The sequence below is a fragment of the Paenibacillus mobilis genome (assembly GCF_058267595.1).
Genome location: NZ_JBZCMS010000004.1, coordinates 220,347 through 235,364 on the forward strand (window position 1 = coordinate 220,347; position 15,018 = coordinate 235,364).

Here is a 15,018-nt window from a genome sequence, read left to right on the forward strand (position 1 = left end):
AGGTCATAAAAAAACTTTTTACCATCATAAAAAGTTTGAATTATCCTCTTAAGCTTTGCAGTGCTAAAATATTAAAACTAATAGGAAGTCTGAGCTGAATAATTATGCATGAAATTTGGTTGCCGGACGCTGTTAACCCTCTTTGATTCAAATAGATTCGTTTCCGAATGAAAGAAATAACGTACAGAAAGGTTGCTTGAGAATGAAACATACTGACATTCCCGCTAAACAGGGTCTGTACGATCCGACTTTTGAAAAAGACGCCTGCGGCATGGGCTTCGTAGCCCATATCAAAGGCCGCGCCTCCCATGATATTGTCACCCAGGCTTTGACGATGCTGGTGGCCATGGAGCACCGGGGCGGACAGGGCAGCGAACCGAATTCCGGAGACGGAGCAGGTATTTTGCTGCAGATTCCGCATCGTTTTTTTGCTGAAGAATGTGAAGAATTAGGGTTCCATCTGCCGGAACCGGGGCAATACGGGGTAGGCATGATTTTCCTGCCGCATGACGAAGAGATCCGCGCGCAGCAGGAGAACCGCCTGGCCGAAATAGCCAGGGAGGAAGGGCAGGAGGTGCTCGGTTTCCGCACGGTGCCTACCTTTGACGAAATGCTGGGACAAACGGCCAAAGCCGCTAAACCTTTCGTCCGTCAAATTTTTATCAAACGCAGCGAAGGGCTGAAGCAGGACATCGATTTTGAACGCAAGCTTTATGTCATCCGTCGTAGAGCGGAGCTTGATATCCGTTATGGCGGCGCCGCAGAAGGCGATCAGTTTTACATGCCAAGTTTGTCCTGCCGCAAAATCGTCTACAAAGGCATGCTGACGACCGAACAGGTAGGGGAATTTTACCTGGATTTGAAGGACTCCCGTCTGGAATCCGCCATTGCGCTGATTCACTCCCGTTTCAGCACTAACACGTTCCCGAGCTGGGAGCGCGCGCACCCGTACCGTTTTATGATTCACAATGGGGAAATCAATACACTGCGCGGCAACGTGAACTGGATGCGGGCCCGCCAATCGCTGTTCCAAAGCGACGTTTTCGGCGATGATCTGGAGAAAGTGAAACCGGTTATTAACCCTGACGGTTCCGATACCGGCATGTTTGATAATACGTTCGAATTTTTGTATTTGTCCGGCCGTTCCCTGCCGCATGTCGCCATGATGATGGTTCCTGAACCGTGGAATAGCCATGAGAGCATGTCGGAGGACAAAAAAGCTTTTTACGAATATCACAGCACCCTGATGGAGCCATGGGACGGACCTGCCGCCATGGGCTTCACCGACGGGATTCAAATCGGGGCGATTCTGGACCGCAACGGTCTGCGTCCGTCCCGCTACTATGTAACCAAAGACGATCTTATCGTGTTGTCCTCCGAAGCCGGGGTTCTTGACATTCCGCCGGAAAACGTAGCCTTGAAGGACCGTTTGCGCCCGGGCCGCATGCTGCTGGTGGACACGAAGGAAGGCCGGATCATTTCCGACGAGGAAGTGAAAGGCCAGATTGCCAAGGAACATCCGTACCGCGACTGGCTGGATGAGCATCTGATCACGCTCGAAGAGCTTCCGGATGCGCCAGCGCTTTCGGAGCCGAATCATCACAACGTGACCCAGCAGCAGCTGGCTTTCGGCTACACGTTCGAGGAGCTGCGCAAGGTGCTGGAGCCGATGGCGCTGACAGGCCAGGAAGCGATTGCTTCCATGGGCTACGATGCCCCGATCGCGGTCTTATCGGACCGTCCGCAGCGTTTGTTCAACTACTTTAAGCAGATGTTTGCGCAGGTCACCAATCCGCCGATCGATGCGATTCGCGAAGAGCTGGTTACTTCAACCTGGACCACGGTAGGTCCGGAGCGCAACCTGTTGAATCCGGAGCCGGAAAGCTGCAGACAGATTCGCCTGGAGACGCCGATTTTGTCCAACGAGGAATTCGCGAAACTCCGGCATGTGCATCGTCCGGGTTTCCGCGCGATGACGATTCCGATTTTATTCCCGGCTGCCGAAGGCGCGGAAGGGCTGCGTCAGGCTGTCGAAACGCTGTGCGAAGCGGCCGACCGGGTTATCGATAAAGGGCATAACGTGCTTATCCTGTCCGACAGAGGCGTGGATGCCGAAAATGCGGCGATCCCTTCGCTGCTGGCCGTATCCAGCCTGCATCACCATCTGATCAAGCGGGAGACGCGCACGAAGGTTACGATTTTGCTGGAATCCGGCGAACCGCGCGAAGTGCATCATTTTGCGCTGCTGCTTGGTTACGGGGTCAGCGCGGTCAATCCTTACCTTGCTTTCGAAACGATCCGCGACATGATCGGGCAGGGCATGATTACGGGCCTGTCGCTGGATAAAGCGATTAAAAACTTCATCAAGGCAGCAACCAAAGGCGTCGTGAAGACGTTGTCCAAAATGGGCATCTCCACGATTCAATCCTACCGCGGCGCGCAAATTTTTGAAGCCGTCGGCCTGAAGCAGGATTTCGTGGACCGTTACTTTACCTGGACGCCGTCCCGCATCGGCGGCATCGGCATTGAAGAAGTAGCCATGGAGGCGCTCGCGATGCACTTCCGTGCCTTCACGGAACAAAGCGGACGCGATGAAGTGCTCGATTCGGGCGGCGACTACCAGTGGAGAGCGGACGGCGAAGAACATTTGTTCAACCCGCAAACCGTTCATCTGCTGCAGCAGGCGGTCCGTACCGGCGACTACAATCTGTACAAGAAATTTGCAAAGCTGGTGCAGGGGGAAAACGAACGTCACCTGACGCTGCGTTCCCTGCTGAAACTGAAGCCGGTAGGACCTAAAGTGCCGATTGAAGAGGTAGAATCTGCCGCTTCCATCATGAAGCGTTTTAAAACCGGGGCCATGTCTTTTGGTTCGATCAGTAAAGAAGCGCATGAGACGATTGCCATCGGCATGAACCGCATCGGCGGCAAAAGCAATACCGGCGAAGGCGGCGAAGATCCGGCGCGTTATATCCCGGATGCCAACGGCGATTCCCGTCGCAGCGCGATCAAGCAGATTGCGTCCGGACGTTTCGGCGTCACGTCGCATTATCTGGTGAATGCGGATGAAATTCAGATCAAAATGGCGCAGGGCGCCAAACCGGGCGAAGGCGGACAGCTGCCGGGCCGCAAGGTTTACCCTTGGGTAGCCGAGGTTCGCGGCTCTACGCCGGGCGTAGGTCTGATTTCCCCGCCTCCGCACCATGACATTTATTCGATCGAGGACCTGGCACAGCTCATTTACGATATGAAAAACGCCAATGCCAGAGCGCGCATCAACGTGAAGCTGGTGTCGGAAGCCGGCGTCGGCACGATCGCCGCAGGCGTGGCCAAAGGCCGTGCGGACGTGATCCTCGTCAGCGGCTATGACGGCGGCACAGGCGCTTCCCCGCAAAGCTCGATCCGCCATGCGGGTCTGCCTTGGGAGCTTGGCCTTGCCGAAACGCATCAGACGCTGATGCTCAATAAGCTGCGCGACCGCGTCGTGCTGGAAACGGACGGAAAAATGCTGAACGGCCGCGATTTGGCGGTAGCCGCTCTGCTCGGCGCCGAAGAATACGGCTTCTCCACCGCCCCGCTTGTGGCGGTAGGCTGCATCATGATGCGCGTCTGCCAGCTGGATACCTGTCCGGTCGGCGTAGCAACCCAAAATCCGGAGCTGCGCAAAAACTTTACGGGCGACCCGCAGCATGTGGTCAACTTTATGAGCTTTGTGGCGGAAGACCTTCGGGAATGGATGGCGGAGCTTGGCTTCCGCAGCCTGAACGAAATGATCGGCCGCACCGATTGTCTGGATACGGACGAAGCGGTCAGCCATTGGAAGAAAAAAGGGGTAGACTTGTCCAGCCTGCTGCATATGCCTGAGCTTCCGGAAGGAACGGCCCGCTACTGCACCCGTCAGCAAAATCACGGCATCGAAGAGACGTTGGATTACAAACAGCTGATGAAAGCGGCCGCTCCGGCTCTGGAGCGCGGCGAAGCGGTCAGCGCGCGTTTCCCGATCACCAACGTGGACCGTTCGACAGGAACGCTGCTCGGCAGCGAAGTCACCCGCAAGTACGGCGCGAAAGGGCTGCCTGAAGATACGATCAGCTTCCACTTTGAAGGCTCCGCAGGCCAAAGCTTTGGCGCGTTTGTACCGCGCGGCATGACGCTTTCCGTCGAAGGCGACGCCAACGACTATACGGGCAAAGGATTGTCCGGCGGCAAGCTGATCGTGAAGCCGTCGCCGAAATCCACCTTTGCGCCGGAAGAGAATATCATCGCGGGCAACACTTCCTTCTACGGCGCTACCGGCGGGGAAGGCTACATCAACGGCATCGCCGGAGAACGGTTTGCGGTCCGGAATTCGGGCGCGAACATCGTGGTTGAAGGCGTGGGCGACCACGGCTGCGAATATATGACCGGCGGACGCGTAGTCGTGCTGGGCGGCACCGGCCGCAACTTTGCGGCAGGGATGTCAGGCGGTATCGCCTATGTATATGATCCGGAGGGGACCTTCGTAAGCCGCTGCAATCTGGAAATGGTGCTGCTGGAGCGGGTGGAGGACAACGCAGAGCAGGAAGAGCTGCGCAAGCTGATCAGCCGCCACGTTTTGTACACAGACAGCAAAGCCGGACGCAGGGTCCTCGACTCCTGGTCCGAAGCGCTGCCGCAGTTCGTCCGCGTCATTCCGAAGGACTACAAACGTATGCTGGAGCAAATCCGCAAGGTTCATGACGACGGATTGCAGGGTGAAGAGGCGCTGCTGGCCGCTTTCGAGGCCAACATGCGCGAGATGGCGAGAGCCGGCAATTAAATCGTGCAGCAACACTAGAAGGCTGCAGCGGCATTGTTCATCTTGAATCGTCTGCAGTCATCCGTTGTTGATAGGAGTTAGGTTTTGATAAAAAAAAGCCGGGTTCAAGGCAGGTCGCCTTAACCCGGCTTTTTGTTGTTCCCCTTGCTGATGCCGGTTTGACGGATGTGTTACAATTAAGGAAAATACTGTCTGGCAGGGCGAAATCCCTCCCGGATAAATGCTGCATGCAGGTATTTTTATTTCAATGTTTAAAAAGAGGAGCGTGCCCCATGATGAGCCAGGAACCGGTTGTCCGGCTGGTAGGAGTCACCAAAAAGATCGGCGGAAAAACGCTGATCGACAATTTGAACCTGGAAATCCCCTCAGGCCAGGTTTATGGTTTTTTAGGCCCCAACGGTGCCGGTAAAACGACGACCATCCGGATGATGGTCGGGCTGATGTCCATCAGCCAAGGCGACATTTACATAGGAGCGTCGAGCGTAAAAGAAGACTTTGAAGGCGCCATGAAGCAAATCGGCGCGATCGTGGAGAACCCGGAGATGTACAAGTTTCTGACGGGTTATCAAAATTTGCTGCATTATGCCCGGATGAGTCCCGGTATAACGAAAGCTCGGATCGACGAGGCCGTAGCTCGCGTCGGATTGATGAACCGGATCCATGAGAAGGTGAAAACCTATTCCCTCGGCATGCGTCAGCGGCTTGGCGTGGCCCAGGCCATTTTACACCGTCCAAAGCTGCTTGTACTGGATGAGCCGACGAACGGACTGGACCCGCAGGGAATCCGCGAGCTGCGGGACTACCTGCAGGAGCTGGCCCACCACGAAGGAACCACGGTGTTCGTCTCCAGCCATTTGCTGGCCGAAATGGAGCTGATGTGCGATACGGTTGCCGTAATCAAGCAGGGCAAGCTGGTGGATGTTAAAACGCTGCGGGGGAATACGCAAGCGGACAAGCAAGAAACGGCGTTTGAAGTGGACAAACCCGAGGCTGCGGCGGCGATCGCCGGAGCGGGGAAAATCGACGGGACACTGCTGGTCGTGACGATGGACAGGGAGGAAGTTGCGGAATTAAATGCCCGTCTGGCTGCCGGCGGCATCCGGGTGTACGGCATCCGGACGATGACCCGCTCGCTGGAGGATCAATTTTTGGAAATGACGGGAGGTGGCCAGATTGGGTAATTTCCTGCAGCTGCTCAAGAATGAGAACATGAAAATTTACAGACGGGTTCGGACCTGGGTAATGTTTGGCCTTATCATCATTATCCCGGCGTTAATTGCGGTGCTGATGAAAATCAGCATGAGCACGGATCCGGGACCCTGGGACGTTTTTTCCGATCTGACGATTATGTATTTGCTGGTGTCGGTTTTTTCGGCCGTCATTTTTGCGGATATCGTGGCGTCGGAGTTTGGCTGGGGAACGATCAAGCTGCTGCTGATCCGGCCCTGGAAGCGCAGCAAAATTTTGTTGTCCAAGCTGCTGGCGGGAATCCTGTTTTCGCTGCTGCTAACGATTCTGTTTATTGTGGTGGATTTTGTGTTATCCTTTGCGCTGTTTCACGGAACGTCGGGCGGCGGGTATCCGGCGGGATATTCGGCTTTTTCCTACAGCATGGAGTCGCTGCTTTACCGGTATGTGGATTTGCTGGTCATCTGCATCTTCGCGTTTATGCTGTCCACCTTGTTCCGCAGCAGCGGCATTGCGATTGGTTTGGCCATGTTTATCCTGTTCGCCCGCAATATTTTCCAGATGCTGCTGGATCCGGAGCGATATGCTTGGACGAAATACGTGTTATTCACCAATATGGATTTGAGCCGATATATGCTGGGCGGCGGCACCGCCGGCATGACCCTGGGATTTTCGGCAGCGGTGCTGGCGGTATACGTTATTATTTTCCTCGTCATCTCCTGGATTGTGTTTACAAAACGAGATGTGGCGGCATAAGCTAGCCTTCGGCTCTCGGGAGAACTGCCGGTAAAGAGCCTGATGAAAGAGTTGCTGAAAAAGTTAAAATAAAACCCGCAGGTCCCTTAGGAGGAAGCTTGCGGGTTTTATTTAAGTGCTCCATGCCATAGGCAGGTTACTTAAGGTTTTTATCCTGTTTCAGCCGGAATTCCGTCGGGGTCAGGCCGAATTTTTTGCGGAACACCTGCGTAAAATGCCGCATGTCCTGATAACCGATACGTTCAGCGATTTCCGCCAGCTTAAACCCCGGGTTCATCAGCAGCTGTTTCGCCTGCTCCAGCCTGAGCGAAATCACGTACTCTTTATAGCCTTGACCTGTCTTTTGTTTGAACAGTTGGCTGAAATAGACAGGGTTCAGGAACACGACGGAGGCGATACGCTCCAGCGACAGATCTTCGTTGTAATGTTCTTTGATGTACTGCAGAGCCACATCGATCGCTGTTTCGCCGCTTCCCTTGACCGGTTCGGGCAGCTTGATCGGCGAGGCCTTGCGCATTTTCATAATAATTTCCGGAACCGAACGAATATCATGGTTCTCGTCCGAGTACATAATCTGGAACGGAACTTTTAAATAGTGGTTCATATGTTCTTTAAACTGTGTCTGCAGCTTTTCCAGCTTGCTTTCATCGGCCGGCGTAAACAGCCCAAGCACGCTTTGCCTGTCGTAGCTGACCACAAAACCGCCGCCGCCGCGGTCCACCAGCTCTGAAAGCACGTTTTCGATAATAAAATGTTCCAGGTTCACGTTTCGGTCCCCAGCGTCGAGCTGGACCAGAATCAAATAAAAACTCGGATAATCCTCAATAAAAGGTTCAATATTCAGGTTGCCGGTATCGAGTCCCGAGGCCAGACGCTGAAAAACGCCTTCGCGCAAATATTTCAGGTTTGCTTTCAGCAGTTCTTCTTCGCGGAACGTTTCCCGATCCAGCTGAACTTCCTCTTCAAGCTCCTCTATAAGCTCCGCAAGGCGTTTCTTGCCGATCGGCTTTAGCAAGTAGTCCCGGGCTCCCAAACGGACGGCTTCCTGGGCATAGGCAAATTCATTATGGGCGGAAATTACGACCCATTTGACATAAGGGTAACGGTGTTTGGACATCTTCATAAATTCAAGACCGTTGATGCCCGGCATCAGAATATCGGTCAAGACGATATCAATCCGCTTGCTGCCCAGCAGCTCCGCGGCTTCGGCCGTCGATTCGGCGACATCCACATGATGCCCGGGGAACGTCTGAAGGATCGTCCGTTTGATTCCTTCCCGTATCGTGCGTTCATCGTCTGCAATCAGAATATTCACAAGCCTGTTCCTCCTTCTTCCAGCTGCGGGAGACGGATTATCACCGTTGTTCCCGTTCCGGGCGCGCTTTGGACCTCAAGGCCGCCCTCAGCGCCATACATATATTGCAGTCTGCGGTGCAGGTTGATCAGGCCAATGCCGCCTTTCGTATTGCTTTCAAGCTCCTGTCCCTCATTGAGGGAGCGGGTGAGCCGATCCAGCACGGCCTGCTTCATGCCCTTGCCGTTATCCTGGATGATGATTTCAAGGCTGCCGTTCTGTTCACGAGAGTAAACCAGAAGCCTGCCCGGACGATCCAGCGATTCCAGTCCGTGTTTGACCGCATTTTCTATGACAGGCTGCAGGGTCATCTTCGGAACCCGAATATCCAGAAACTTCTCTTCGATCTGGATCTCAACCTCCAGGCGGCCTTCCAGCCGCAATTTAATGATGGTCAGGTAGTGCTGAATCTGTTCCAGCTCTTCGCGAAGCGTAACCTTCGCCCCGGCCTCCCAATGGGAGCTGTAGCGGAACATATGGGACAAGGACAGCACTACTTCGCCTAGGCTGTCTTGCCCTTTCTCATCCAGCATCCAATAAATCATGTCCAGTGTATTATACAGGAAATGAGGATTGACCTGGGATTGCAGGGCGTGCAGCTCTGCATTTTTTTCACTGACCGAAGAGATTTTGACCCGTTCGATCAGCTCCTCGATCCTCTGAACCATCCGGTTAAAGGAGGCGACCAAAATGTTAATCTCCACATAAGAGGTAACATTGACTTCGCCGCGGAAATTCCCGATCTCAACCTGTTTCATCTCCCGGATCAGCCGGATCAAAGGACGAGAGATGGTTCTTGATACCATGGAAGCGATCAGCGCCGACACAATGATCAGGATGGAAATGACGATCAGCAGGTAGCGCTGCATCTGAACCATTTCGACGTTCAAATCCCGGTTTGGCGTAACGCTGACGACAGACCAGTCCGAGAAAGGCAGGCGGGAGGCTACGGTCAAATTTTGTTTATCCTGGCGCACCGCGACTTCCTGGGAATCCGTCATATGGGAAAGCCTAGGAGCATTCTGATTCGAGACATCGGTCGGATAAATGACCCGATCATCCTGGGACATCAGATAAACCTGACTATGCTCGCTTAACTTCAGGTTGTCTAAAGCGGACAAAACCTGTTTGGAATCCATCTCGTAAAGGACGATCCCGATAAGCTTGTGTTCATCCAAATTATAAATTTGCCGGCCGAAGGCAAAGACCGGGCGGCTTTCGTTCTGGTCAATCAGGGAGTGGGGGAATACCCCCAGCAGAACCAGCTTGCCTGATGACTCCATCAGCTGCTTATACCAATCTTTCGACTTATACGCAGGATCCACGATGTTAAAGTAGTTTCCGTAATTATAAATCTTGCCTTGATTTGTAATAACATGGATACCGATCAAATCGTCCCGCGAATAAAAAACCGCGCCGATTAAGTTGGTGATCGACTGTTCATTGATGTATTGCAGCGCCGGCTCAGTTGTCGTTTCCCCCAGAATCCGGACCATATCAAAGTTATTGCTTAAGGTCTTGGACAAGCTGTCGTACCCTTTATAAAGCAGATCGAACAGCCCGACGGTCTGAGAGACGTTTTTCGTGGACAAATCGCTGATCTTCTGGTGAAACTGGGAGGTTGTCCTGTTGTAGTAGAGCAGACTGACAATCAGCAGGATGCCAGACATGCAAAACAAAAACAGCAGAAACAACCGATGGTTTATGGAATGAATGCCTCTCTTCAAGGAATTACTCCTCCCGTTATCGTGTTCTGCTGTTTTATTATAATGCGGGTTTGTGGAAAAACAAACCACTTTGTCAATTATTGTTAGCCTTTAACCGCACCGGCAACCATACCTTTGGTGATGCGTTCGGACAATACGAAGTAGATCAGAATAACCGGCAGGGCACCCATGATGAGGAATGCGCCGATATCGCCGTAGTTGACCGAATATTGGCTGACGAAGGAATAGATACCGAAAGGCAAGGTTTTCCATCTTTCGGAAGAGATGAACGTTGCAGCCATAATATATTCGTTCCAGATATTGATGAAAGTCAGGATACAAACCGTCATCATCGGCGGAGCCGAAATCGGAAGAATAATGCTGCGGAAAATCCGGTAAATGCTGGCGCCGTCCACAAAAGCGGATTCTTCAATTTCGCCCGGAATGCTTCTCATAAAGCCGGACAGGATAAAGATCGCAATGGGAAGCTGGAAGGCAATGTACGGCAAAATCAGGGACAAAGGCGTATCCAAAACGTGGAATGCGCCGAATTTCAGGTTTTTGAAGATCAGCATCAGCGGCAGGAGCGTGGCCTGCATCGGAATCATCATACCCATCAGGAAGATGAGCATAACCGCATTGCCATATCTCCAGCGGAAACGGGAGATCGCGTAAGCCACCATCGAAGCCAACAGAATAACGAAGACCATGGTGGAGACGGTGACCAGTACGCTGTTGCCTAAGTACTGAAGGTAGTTCCCGTTTTCATAAGCTTCCTTGTAGTTGCCCCACAGGAATTGCTTAGGCAGGGAGAAAAAGCTTCCGCCCAAAATTTCTTCGTTTGATTTCAGGGAATAAAGAAACAGCCACAACAGCGGGTACAATTGAGTGATAACAGGAATCGCGAACAGAAGATACACGAGTCCTTTTTTTACGTATTTCATAATCGTGATCTCCTCTCGTTATCCTACTTTTCTCTCGATACGTCCAAAAATAAAGTTGATGATAAAGGTACAGATCAGACAAACGAGAACCAGGAAGGTTGCGATCGCACTGCCGTATCCATATTTCAAGGACAAGAACGAATTGTTGTACATGAGCGTCGAAATAACGTCCGTGGCATGTGCCGGACCGCCGCCCGTAACGACCATAATCATGTCGAAGGACTGCAGGGAACCGATGAACGCAAGCACGATCGAAATCTTGAAGATCGGTACTATTAGCGGCAGCGTAATGTAACGGTCCGCTTTAAAACCTTCGGCGCCGTCAATTTTGGCCGCTTCATAAACTTCCTCCGGCAGATTCTGCACCCCTGTAAACTGGATTAGAAGGTGGTAGCCGAAATACTGCCAAAGCGAAATAATATAGACAAAGTAAATGGCGATTTTAGGTTCCGTCAGCCAGCCGTGCTGCCAGCTGTCGAGACCAAGGGAAACGAGAATGCCGTTAAGCATACCGCCCATGGACGCCGGATTGTAAATCGTTTTCCAAAGTTGGCCGATGATAACGACCGAAAGGATAACCGGTACAAAATAAACGGAAACCAGCGTATTGGCTCTTTTCTTGATATAGCGGTTAAGCATGATGGCCATAAACAAACACAAAGGAATTTCAATCATGGATGCTACTGCATAAAGCAGGGTCCGCCGAACGGACGGCCAAAATACGGGATCATGAAAAAACATCGTGTTAAAGTTGGCAAAACCTATAAACTTGGAATCCGTAATCCCATCCCAGCTAAGAAGGCCGGTATAGAAGGATACGAGAATAGGCACAAATACGAGCAGTACGTACAATAGCAGACAAGGAAGCACAAATACGGCAATTGTACGGGCCGGAACTTTCAATACATTCATGGTTTTCTCCGCCTCCCTATATATATCTTTTCGAAAAAGCAGGATGCGAAGGAGCTTGTCGGCTTCTTCGCATCCACTTTACTTTAAAAGCCGTTTTTTATTTGTTGGCTTCAAATGCGGTTTGATGCTCTTTAGCTACAGTTTGGGAGTCTACTTTTTGTACAAACAGGTTTTGAATGCTGCTCAAGTGAGCTTGCGCCACAGCAGGGTTCATCGTGTTATCGAAGGCAAGGTCGCCGCCTTTGATCTCGTTGAACAAGGCTGCTACTTCCATGGACAAGTCGGAATATCCGGCTGCTTTCAGGTCACCGTCAACTTTTTGACCCAAACCAACGGCATTTTTGTATTCGAACTGTTTCTTAGGATAGTTCACGCCGAAGTAGTTCAGGAAATCTTTAGTTTCTTGCAGATGTTCGCTGTTGGCGGATACGGCAAATGCGCTACCAGGAGCCAACATGAAGTCGTTCAGATCGCCTTTACCGTCAACGGTAGGGAAGCGGAATGCGCCGACTTTGCCGCCTACAGGAGAAGCGTCGATGGCGCCGGTTTCCCAAGTACCGATAATGAACATGGCTGCTTTACCTGTTTTGAACAGGTTACCGCCGGCGTTAGCGTCGATGGACGTTGCGCCGTCAGGGAATGCGCCTGCTTGAACCAGGTCTTGGAAGCGGTCAACAGCTTCAGTGAATGCAGGATCTTCAAATGTTTTCTTGCCGTCCACAACGTCTTGCAGGAAGCCAGGGCCGCCGTTTGTGCGGAGCAAGATGTTCATGAACAGGAAGGAACCGGTCCATGTATCTTTTTCACCGATCGCGATTGGCGTGATGCCTTTAGCTTTGAGGGCTTTCACGTCAGTCAGCAATTCGTCAAAAGTGGTTGGCACTTGAGAGATGCCTGCTTGCTGGAACAAATCTTTGTTATAGAAAACAGCTTCAACGTTGTTGCCGTCCGGAATGGCGTAAACATTGCCATCGAAGGTGTAGTTGTCAAGGAGTCCGCTTTGGTACGTATCCTTCAGACCGTTTTGATCCAGCATATCGTTCAGCGGAGCCAGAAGGCCTGCGTCTACGAAAGGTTTCATTTGAGCAGCAGGGTTAACGATTGTAATATCAGGTACTTCTTTGGAAGCGGCTTGCGTTTTGAGCTTCACCTTTTGTTGGTCTGTATTCAAGGTATCAAGCTCGATTTTAACGTTTGGATGTTCTTTCTCGTAGCTGTCTACCAGATCATGCAGCGTCTTGTAAGACGGAGTTGTTTGGTCTGGATAAATGTTTTGGAAGGTGATGGTAACCTTCTTGTCGCTGCCGGAGCTGCTGGATCCGCCATTTGAAGAAGCGGCCCCTGAATTGCTGTTGTTGTTAGCGTTTCCACATGCGGCCAGGCCCAAAGTGAGTGCGCCAGCCAGAACTACAGCTAATGTTTTGAGTGGTTTGTTCGCCATTATTCATTGCCCCCTAGATTTGTTATACGTCTATTGTTACTTTTTGAAGCGCTTCCATCAAGGCGGGAATTTAAGGTTTGAGGTTTGTTTTTTTTAGGTTGTAAAAGAGCGATTGGCTCAATCGGATTTGCAAATTCAAGAAATAGGTGCCCAGGCGGATAACTTCTTGCTCTTAAGATGCCCAAAATCATCAAAAAAATCCGGATTAATAAAGATTAAGGGAATAGGCTCAAAAAGCCCCTTAAAAACAAATAGATCACCTGCAAAATGCGGGTGATCTTATCTTCAAAAACGGGTCTTGAGACCCGTTCGTTCACCTTGTTTGAGCTCCGGCTAAACGCTTTCGGCACCGGTCTGGACGGCATTTTTGCCAAACGCGTTTCTTCCGTCGAGTGCCGGCTGATCCATCCGGGTTTCCCCGTTCAGCCGGCCACCCTCGGAAATAACGAGCGTGCGGGCGTCAATGTTTCCGACGATATAGCCGTTTTCAAGCAATGTAAGGCGCCCGTCCGTAACGACGTCACCGAAGACTTTTCCGGCCACCACGATGGAGGAGCCTTTGATATTGGAATGGGCTTCGCCGCTGGTCCCGATGACCACTTCGCCCGAGCTTTCGATTTCTCCCCGGAATACTCCTTCAATCCGCACGCCGGACTCGCTGCGAAGCACGCCTTCCATATCGCTTCCCTGGCCGATGAGCGTATAAGTCGCTTTGTTTGATTTGGACATTTTCATTTTGCTGCCTCCTTGAACCCGATTTTATTGAACGTAAGGAAGCGGATTAACCGCCTCATTTTTCTTCATGACTTGAAAATGCAAATGAGGGCCTGTGCTTCGTCCCGTATTTCCGAGCTTGCCGATGCTCTGGCCCTTTAGAACCGTGTCTCCTTCCTTCACCAGGGAGGAGCTTAGATGCATATACCAGGTTTCCAGGCCGCTCGTATGCCGGATCACAATAAAGTTGCCTCTTGAGCTGTCGCGCTGGACGGAAATGACTTGGCCGGCTGCCGCTGCGTATACGGGATCGCCGGTATTTCCGGCAATATCGATGCCGGCATGGAAGGCCGATTGGCCCGTAAATGGATCGGTGCGGTAACCGAAGCTGGACGTAATTCTGCGGGAAGGCGTTGGCCAGAAAGAAGGAGTGGAGGAGAGGGCTTCAAGCCGTGCTTGGGCTTTGCCGAGCTGCGAAGGGATTTGCTGCTGCATCTGGTCGATCAATTTGTTGATGGCCCGGAAATCATCTTCGGTTTCCTGAACCAGCGCTTCGGCTCCGTTTTGATGAACGGCAATAAATTCGCCGCCGACGGCTTCGTTTGCGTTCCATTCCAAGGTGGAAGGGGAAATGCGGAGCGCGGATTTTTCTTTCGTGCCGCTGTCCGCGCTGCTGGTTTTAGTTTTGGACTGAGCCGGCTTATGCCCGCCAAGAAAGCTTTCCAGCTGCTCCTGCAGGGCGGTTACGGCCTGAAGCCGTTCCTGGACATTTTGCGATTCCGCCGAAAGGGTGACGACCTGTCCGCGCAGCCGTCGCAGCGCCTCATCCTTATCGGAAACGACGGCTTCCATGGCGAGCTGCTGATCGGCGAACTCCTGCTGCTGGGCAGCCAGCTCCTGCTGAAGGCCGGCTATCCGGTCCGCTGACCTGAGCTGCAGGCTGATAATCAATCCGGATATGGACAGAATCGCGGCAAAAGGAACGTAAAGGAGCACAGGCTTAGGCACGTACAGCTGCTTGACCGGCGATCGGCTCTCCCTGAGGACCAGCAGGGTTAAACCCTGCGGCGTTCTTGCAACTCTCATAACGTCTCCTTTCTTTATCCTTAATAGAATCCAAAGCATGCCTATCCATTATGTATTCCGGCATAGCTTTAAACATGCTATTTTTTCAGATTAATATGTTGGAGCCCGCGAATAAGAAG

At 52.1% G+C, this 15,018-nt stretch carries 10 protein-coding genes; 3 read left to right on the plus strand and 7 right to left on the minus strand.

Annotated elements, in window-relative coordinates; all coding sequences use genetic code 11:
- Positions 1–202 precede the first annotated feature (202 nt).
- From gltB to AC3ZPD_RS09650, 3 genes are all read left to right on the plus strand, one after another.
- Positions 203–4,798, plus strand: a complete 4,596-nt coding sequence (gltB, locus tag AC3ZPD_RS09640) for a glutamate synthase large subunit (RefSeq protein ID WP_490984077.1) — start codon at positions 203–205, stop codon at positions 4,796–4,798.
- Between the two features lie 275 nt (positions 4,799–5,073).
- Positions 5,074–5,979: an ABC transporter ATP-binding protein gene (locus tag AC3ZPD_RS09645; RefSeq protein WP_490984304.1), complete on the plus strand. Its 906-nt coding sequence runs from the start codon at positions 5,074–5,076 to the stop codon at positions 5,977–5,979.
- Positions 5,972–6,742 (plus strand): ABC transporter permease, encoded by a 771-nt coding sequence (locus AC3ZPD_RS09650; RefSeq protein ID WP_490984078.1) that lies wholly within the window; start codon positions 5,972–5,974, stop codon positions 6,740–6,742. The genes AC3ZPD_RS09645 and AC3ZPD_RS09650 overlap by 8 nt, the downstream gene beginning before the upstream one ends.
- 136 nt (positions 6,743–6,878) lie before the next feature.
- Here AC3ZPD_RS09650 and AC3ZPD_RS09655 read toward each other — a convergent pair whose 3' ends face one another.
- The 7 genes from AC3ZPD_RS09655 to AC3ZPD_RS09685 form a co-directional block, all read right to left on the minus strand.
- Positions 6,879–8,057, minus strand: coding sequence for a response regulator transcription factor (locus AC3ZPD_RS09655; RefSeq protein ID WP_490984079.1), 1,179 nt, complete (start codon positions 8,055–8,057; stop codon positions 6,879–6,881).
- On the minus strand, positions 8,054–9,823 hold the full coding sequence (locus AC3ZPD_RS09660) for a sensor histidine kinase (RefSeq protein WP_490984080.1): 1,770 nt from the start codon (positions 9,821–9,823) through the stop codon (positions 8,054–8,056). Before AC3ZPD_RS09660 ends, AC3ZPD_RS09655 begins: the two co-directional genes overlap by 4 nt.
- 83 nt (positions 9,824–9,906) lie before the next feature.
- Positions 9,907–10,746: a carbohydrate ABC transporter permease gene (locus tag AC3ZPD_RS09665; protein ID WP_490984081.1), complete on the minus strand. Its 840-nt coding sequence runs from the start codon at positions 10,744–10,746 to the stop codon at positions 9,907–9,909.
- 18 nt (positions 10,747–10,764) lie between these two features.
- Entirely contained in the window at positions 10,765–11,658 is an 894-nt protein-coding gene (locus AC3ZPD_RS09670) for a carbohydrate ABC transporter permease (protein ID WP_490984082.1), read from the minus strand.
- Positions 11,659–11,755: 97 nt separating this feature from the next.
- Positions 11,756–13,099, minus strand: coding sequence for a sugar ABC transporter substrate-binding protein (locus tag AC3ZPD_RS09675; RefSeq protein WP_490984083.1), 1,344 nt, complete (start codon positions 13,097–13,099; stop codon positions 11,756–11,758).
- Positions 13,100–13,432: 333 nt separating this feature from the next.
- Positions 13,433–13,834 (minus strand): bactofilin family protein, encoded by a 402-nt coding sequence (locus AC3ZPD_RS09680; protein ID WP_490984084.1) that lies wholly within the window; start codon positions 13,832–13,834, stop codon positions 13,433–13,435.
- Between the two features lie 24 nt (positions 13,835–13,858).
- Positions 13,859–14,899, minus strand: coding sequence for a M23 family metallopeptidase (locus AC3ZPD_RS09685; RefSeq protein WP_490984085.1), 1,041 nt, complete (start codon positions 14,897–14,899; stop codon positions 13,859–13,861).
- Between the last annotated feature and the right edge of the window lie 119 nt (positions 14,900–15,018).

What these genes read in the sequence shown, in the direction of transcription:
- gltB (WP_490984077.1), top strand. Translation starts at nt 203, where the DNA reads ATGAAACATACTGACATTCCCGCTAAACAGGGTCTGTACGATCCGACT.
- AC3ZPD_RS09645 (WP_490984304.1), top strand. Translation starts at nt 5,074, where the DNA reads ATGAGCCAGGAACCGGTTGTCCGGCTGGTAGGAGTCACCAAAAAGATC.
- AC3ZPD_RS09665 (WP_490984081.1), bottom strand. Translation starts at nt 10,746, where the DNA reads ATGAAATACGTAAAAAAAGGACTCGTGTATCTTCTGTTCGCGATTCCT.
- AC3ZPD_RS09670 (WP_490984082.1), bottom strand. Translation starts at nt 11,658, where the DNA reads ATGAATGTATTGAAAGTTCCGGCCCGTACAATTGCCGTATTTGTGCTT.
- AC3ZPD_RS09675 (WP_490984083.1), bottom strand. Translation starts at nt 13,099, where the DNA reads ATGGCGAACAAACCACTCAAAACATTAGCTGTAGTTCTGGCTGGCGCA.
- AC3ZPD_RS09680 (WP_490984084.1), bottom strand. Translation starts at nt 13,834, where the DNA reads ATGAAAATGTCCAAATCAAACAAAGCGACTTATACGCTCATCGGCCAG.
- AC3ZPD_RS09685 (WP_490984085.1), bottom strand. Translation starts at nt 14,899, where the DNA reads ATGAGAGTTGCAAGAACGCCGCAGGGTTTAACCCTGCTGGTCCTCAGG.